This is a genomic window from Vibrio sp. V33_P6A3T137 (genome assembly GCF_009904835.1).
In the GTDB taxonomy this organism is placed as follows: domain Bacteria; phylum Pseudomonadota; class Gammaproteobacteria; order Enterobacterales; family Vibrionaceae; genus Vibrio; species Vibrio metschnikovii.
Map to the genome: position 1 here is coordinate 1 of NZ_WXWK01000113.1, position 6,541 is coordinate 6,541.

Annotated in this window: 4 protein-coding genes and 1 pseudogene; 3 read left to right on the forward strand and 2 right to left on the reverse strand. The window is 41.2% G+C overall.

The features are described 5' to 3' along the window. The first annotated feature begins 148 nt into the window (after positions 1-148). The 3 genes from CAG60_RS10530 to CAG60_RS10540 are packed head-to-tail and all read left to right on the forward strand — an operon-like array spanning position 149 to position 4,471. Positions 149-2,464 (forward strand): proprotein convertase P-domain-containing protein, encoded by a 2,316-nt coding sequence (locus CAG60_RS10530; protein WP_161438895.1) that lies wholly within the window; start codon positions 149-151, stop codon positions 2,462-2,464. After that, a complete protein-coding gene (locus tag CAG60_RS10535) occupies positions 2,461-3,909 on the forward strand; it encodes an Lcl domain-containing protein (protein ID WP_161438896.1) in 1,449 nt (482 codons plus the stop codon). Before CAG60_RS10530 ends, CAG60_RS10535 begins: the two co-directional genes overlap by 4 nt. Before the next feature lies 1 nt (position 3,910). Next, the gene (locus CAG60_RS10540) at positions 3,911-4,471 is read left to right on the forward strand and encodes an Lcl C-terminal domain-containing protein (protein ID WP_161438897.1); all 561 of its coding nucleotides are present in this window, start codon (positions 3,911-3,913) and stop codon (positions 4,469-4,471) included. A 103-nt stretch (positions 4,472-4,574) separates the two neighbouring features. On the opposite strand, the gene bioA is transcribed toward CAG60_RS10540, so the two are convergent. Next, complete coding sequence (gene bioA, locus CAG60_RS10545) at positions 4,575-5,858, reverse strand: adenosylmethionine--8-amino-7-oxononanoate transaminase (protein WP_161438898.1); 1,284 nt, start codon at positions 5,856-5,858, stop codon at positions 4,575-4,577. Between the two features lie 441 nt (positions 5,859-6,299). Further along, positions 6,300-6,541, reverse strand: a pseudogene (locus CAG60_RS10550) (hypothetical protein); the annotation flags it as partial.

Here is a 6,541-nt window from a genome sequence, read left to right on the forward strand (position 1 = left end):
CTCAGTGATTAATATTTTTGATAATGAATATATCCGTTATCAAGATGTCGCTGGTATAGCGCAAGAAAACACTCGTTATTCGACTAAACCAGGTCGCTATTTCACTATTAATGCTAAGTATCAATTTTAAATATTGGAATTCATGTTTATGAAATTAAGATTAGGTTTATTGACGATTTTTTATAGTGTTTCCTGTTTGGTTTCTGCCGGTGAATGGGATTATTTTGATACTAATATAACGATTAATTCGGTGGGCGATATTCAAGATTTTATTGCACAACATTACCCTATTGAAAAAAGCAAATTAAGATACCAAACAAAGTCATTAATTGAACAGCATTATAACTTTGATATCTGGCAAAATGGAGAATATCAACATCAAAAGACGATCGTTGTTTCAATTGATAATCAACACCGGATCCGTCGTATATTCCATAGTTTAGACAATAGTGTATTAATTAATGGCAGACCTACAACGGCTTTGGAATTAGAATATCCACGCCAGATCGAAGCTGATTATCCACCAGAATTGTCACAAGGTAAGTTAGTAACGGCATCGACTCAGTTATTTGATCCTGATTTACGTACGGCACAGCAGCTCCCTGCTCCTGAAAATGGATGGCGTCAACAGGACGATTATCCGTTACCTATTGTTTATCAAACTAAAGATATTGAATTACTTCAGGTTGGGGAGGAGTATTTTTTACGGAATCATCATCTAGTTGAAGTGAATGTTAAGGCTTTATTGGGTAAGCAAACTCCTGATGGCCCAGTTGTTCGCGAGCAAGGTAACTTTTTGCCCAATAAGATGATTAGTCGATTCTCTGATCTTGCTGACTTGGCAAAAATTGAACTTAATGATGAGCGCTTTGCTCCTCTCATGGCTTTTTATCATCTCAACCATTCGATCGAATACAGTAAGTCGTTAGGCTATCCGTTATTTAATCAGCCAGTTAAGTTCGATGCGCGAGGTCTTGTAACTAATAATTCAACCTATTACAAAGGCCCAAATACGATTGTGTTTGGGATTGGAGGTCCATCGCCCGATGCCATTGATGCAGATGTAATCTTACATGAATTAGCTCATGGAATTCATTATCAAATTGTTCCCGATTGGGGGTATGGGCACTCGGGAGCTATTGGTGAAGGTTTCGCTGATTATTGGGCGGGCAGTTATAGTTATCGTGTCCAATATCTTGATCCGGCAAGGCGTGGCCAAGAATTTGAAATTGATACCGTGTTTAATTGGGATGGTGTTTTCGGTCCCCGCCGTACAACGCGGAGTCTGTGGAATCAACGTGCACGTTATTTTGAGCATGGACATTATCGTGCACATGAAAGTGTAGGTGGTGAACTGGGTGATGAGCTCTGGTCGAGTGCACTATTTCAAGCTCTAAAAGCAGCGGTTCAGCAGTATGGAGATGGAACAGACAAGGTTTTTCGTGAGTTTGATACGATTGTTTTACAGTCTATGTATGGTCTTGGTCGAGGTTTAAAAATGCATAATCTTGCCGAAAGCACGCTGTATGCGGCTACTCGGTTGTATCCAGAGAAAGATTATGCACAAATTCTACGTCGTCAGTTTAGTCATCACGATTTATTGAAATCGCCCTTTGTCGTTCGCCTTGATCAACGCTATATCGATTCACAAACTCCTTTAACGATAGCATTAGAGACAACAGGTCGCCCTACGTTAGTCAGTGGTGATTGGTTATTGGATACTAATCTTGTACTGACGATGAATCAACAGCTTGAGCATAGATTAGAAATAAGCAGTCCATTGCCTTCGAATTTAGTCTGCGGACAAGCATTCTCATCTCAACTTGATGTGAGATACCGATTCCAGTCATGGTTGAGTGAGCAGAGATGGCAAGACGAGAAAAAGATCATCGTCGGCGTACCCAAATTAACGACACCACTGGTCAGCCCGAATTATCAGTTACCGGATGCCAGTAGCGATGCCCAAGGACGATTTACTCCGGGTCGTATGATTTTTTCCCATACCTTGACCGATCGTGATCTTATTATTGATAAGCGTTTTACGGTTTATCTCGATATTGAACATCCTTCAATGTCTGATTTATCGATCACACTCACCTCTCCGCAGGGCACTAAAGTGACGCTTTGGGATCATCAATCATCACTGCAAAGTGGTTTCAACGGTTACTTTACTGTGGAGCATGATCAACCATTAGCGAGCCTCGAGCAGCAAATGGGATGGGGACGGTGGCGTCTAGAAATTATCGACCAGCATGAAGGCCATCAAGGTACTTTGCGAGCTTGGGGAGTAGGGCCTTTTAGTGATTATCAATGCAGTCACAATGAACAGCCAAGCTTAACGTCACCAAGTTCTGGGGGCAGTAGCAATGGTCTGTCGTTGCTGATCCTACTATCGATTTTTATGGCGCGAATCATTAGTTCGCGCAGCATTTATCTTGAACCAACGAAAAGAAGAGAAAAATGAAATATCAATATTCGTTTATTGCTGCTGCCTTGCTGTTAGCTGGCTGCGGAGGATCCGATAGTCCAGAATCGCCAGTAGAGCTACCTCAGTATCAGCTCTCAGGAAAGTTGGATATCAACACACAGACTTTGCTTAATGCAAAAGTGTGTACTGACTTGAACCACAATTTACGTTGTGATGCTACTGAACCTAGCATTGAAATTCAATCCGACAAGCCATTTAGCTTACAAGCAACGACAGAAAAGCTTTATAGTAGCCCGTTAGTTGCTGAAATCTCGCTAAACAAAGTAGAATATCGCTTATTTACCGTCGGGCACAATGCTGCTCAACCATTGGTGATTAATGAGCTGACCACGCTACTTAGCGCTATGGTTTTAAATGGTCAGTCTTTACATCAAGCCGAGCAACGTTTAGTTAATCAATTACCAAATTATCATAATGACACTGACTTTATTCACTCAATTAATACCAATGCATTAGCTCCGCGATTGGATAACTTGAGTCTGAATATGCAGCTACTCATTCCACTTTTAACCGATGAGAATATGGTTATCGTACTCGCGACATTAGGTAATGACTTAAAAGTGAAAGATAAGCATTTTGCGTATGATTTATTTTCAGAACAAGATTTAAATAATATCATTGAGGAAATAGCTAACCAGCAACAGCAACGTATGGTGCTGAATGATACCGGAGTGAAATTATTTTATTCCGGTAATCAACAGCAGTTGATTGAGCAATCTTCAATACATTACCCAGGCCAAGATGCAGATTTTGGCTTTGATGCAACCGATCGACAATTATTCAGTGGTAATGGCTTTAAATTTATCAAGTTAGATCAACAAGGCGGTCAATTAGACAATAGCGCATCAGAGTGGTCATGCGTACAAGATGTGCGAACGGGTCAGATTTGGGAACATAAAAATGATCAGCCAGACTCTGTTCATTTTTATAACCGAACGTTTGCCTTAAAATTACCAAACTTTGAACCGGCAATAGCGGATATTTCGGCGGCAGATTGTCAGCAGCATTCGGATAAGCTTTGTTCGACTCAAGATTATGCTGATTATTTAAACGAAAAGGCTTTTTGCGGTCAAACCAATTGGCGTTTACCGACGCTGATTGAGTTGTATAACTTGGTCGATTTTGGTGAAACAAAAAAGACTGAGGATGGCCAACTCTATGCATTTACACATCCTTTCTTTTTACATCAATCGCAGGGTAGCCCTTATACGTTGGGTGGTGAAGTATGGCATTCCAGCATTAAATTTTCTCTATACAGTAGTTTGAATGATAAAGGTGTGTTTTCTTACCCAGTCATTCAAGGAGTTGGCGAAGATCGTGGTCAGATTGGTTTTTATGATATTTACTCAGCCAGTGCAGATGCCGAGTTAGGGGATTCTTATCAATTACCCGTTCGCATGGTGTCATTAAAGGATAATTAAAATGAAAAAGATGTTTATTGCTGTCTCGTTGTTATTGATTAGCTTAACGGCATTAGCCCAGCAACAATGTTTGCATTCTATGGCGTTATCGGCGCCCAATACACGTTTTGACTATTCGAACCAAGGAGTCGTTAAAGATAAATTAACCGGATTAACTTGGATGCGCTGTGCGGTGGGACAACACTGGGATGCTAATTTAGACCGTTGTCTTGGAGAAGCGACATTAGAAAATTGGCAAAGTGCTTTACAAACGGCTCAAGCAGTTGATGATCCGCATGCAAACCATCCCTTATATCAATTTGCTGGAAAGCAAGCTTGGCGGATGCCGAATATTAAAGAGTTAGTATCGTTAACCGAGATGGCCTGTTATTCACCCTCTATGAATGATCGCGTTTGGGGCTCAGCATATGATGTAGAGCCAGGTGATTTAGCGGGTTACATTTGGAGTAATACACCGTCTACTCAAGAAGCCAGTGCTTTAAGTTTTGATTCAGTCAATGGAGAAGTCATTCACCATTCTCACAATTTTGCTTTCAGTATCTTAATGGTGACCGATCAGTAATCAGTCTTGGTTGATTTAAGTACCAATTAATCTAAACCGATGCTTAAAGCGTCGGTTTTTTCCACTTTAATTTTCAATGACTGCGCTGTTATAACATCCAAAATTAACCTAACTGGAAACAAGCGTCTTTATTTAAGGCCATCTCGATAGCATCTAAAAGCGCATCAATGTGTTTATGGTCACTGATATAAGGTGGCATTAAATAGATTAAGCGGCCAAAAGGCCGGATCCATACACCAAGCTCGACAAACAGTGCTTGAATCACACTCATATTGACTGGATGGTGGGTTTCTATGACGGCAATGGCGCCAAGCCAGCGCACGTCTTTTACGTGTCGGTAGGTGGTAAAATCGGGTAAACGTTTGGCAAATTGGCTTTCAATATTAGCCACTTGTATTTGCCAATCTCCTTTGGCAATCAGTGCGAGACTGGCGGAAGCGACAGCACAAGCTAAAGGATTACCCATAAAGGTTGGTCCGTGCATAAAGCACCCAGCTTCACCACTACAAACCGTATCAGCGACTAGCTTGCTGGTTAATGTTGCCGAAAGCGTCATATAACCGCCGGTTAAGGCTTTACCAAGGCACATAATATCTGGCTGTATATCGGCATGTTGACAAGCAAACAATTTCCCCGTTCGACCAAAACCGGTAGCAATTTCATCAACAATTAACAGCACGTTATAGTGATCACAAAGTTGACGTACTTCACGCAGAAATTGTCGATGATAGATGCGCATGCCTCCAGCACCTTGAACGATCGGCTCAAGGATCACCGCGGCAATCTGTTGATGATGGAGTGCGATCTTGCTGCGAAAATCGTCGATATCAGACTCTTGCCAACGATCATAAAAACCAGTTTTTGGTGAATCAGCGAAAATGTGCTCAGGTAAAAAGCCTTTATATAGGCTATGCATTGAGTTATCCGGATCAGTCACTGACATTGCAGCGAAAGTATCACCATGATAGCCATGACGTAAGGTAAGAAATTTAGCGCGTTGTTCACCTTTGGCGTGCCAATACTGTAGCGCCATTTTCAGGCTAACCTCCACCGCTACTGAGCCGGAATCGGCGAGAAACACTTGCTGCAAATTATCAGGTGTTAATGCTAATAGCTGTTTACAGAGATCAATCGCGGGTTGATGGATTAAGCCCCCAAACATGACATGAGACATTTTATCTACTTGCTGATGCGCCGCTTGATTTAAAGCTGGATGATTATAACCATGGATTGCCGCCCACCAAGACGACATGCCATCAACCAATGTTTTGCCATCTTCTAAGTAGAGAGTGACGCCTTGTGCATGAGTGACGGGATAACAAGTTAACGGGTTAATGGTTGACGTATAAGGGTGCCAGATATGTTGGCGATCAAAAGCTAAATCCATGAAAAGTCCATACTCAAGTGAGAGCTTAAAGTAACCTTTTGTAAACTCAATAGGCTTTTAAATGTTGACAGTCTAGCTTGGAGGGGTGATAGATCCAAGTGCAAACGTTGTCGAATAGGTAAGTAAAAAGTCTAGGTATCTAGATAAGGGAGGGGGCTGCTATGTTGCTTATTGATTTTTTCGCGGTGATATAGCCATGTTAGTTAAAATTTGCTCCCTTTCAGTATCTCGGTAAAGAAGCAGCGGTGATGGTTATCTTCCTTCGAACGCTGCTGACGTAAAAGTTAACTAGTTTTGTATATATTCCAGTATATCCTTCCTACTTGAATCTGCAGCAGTGTTGGCTACGTTCGTTCACCCCAATCACATAGCTTGCCTATGCTCATGGGGATTCACTCGCTTGCCGCCTACCTGCAACTTCAAGTCGTTTGGCTATAATAATTAGAATAAATAAGCAAGATGAACATCAAAGCCGCTGCCATCGATGTCTTTATTAATAATTGGTGTAGTGTACTCAATGTGGGTGTATTTAACTCCAATCGCAAAATGATTTTTTGACATTTTTGCTGGAGAAAAAGCATATTCATATTGAGCGACAAAACCAGTAGCATCATCAAATTCAATGTCACCACATATACCTTTTACGTTACATTCAAATTTGACATTTTTCTGATGAGTAATAC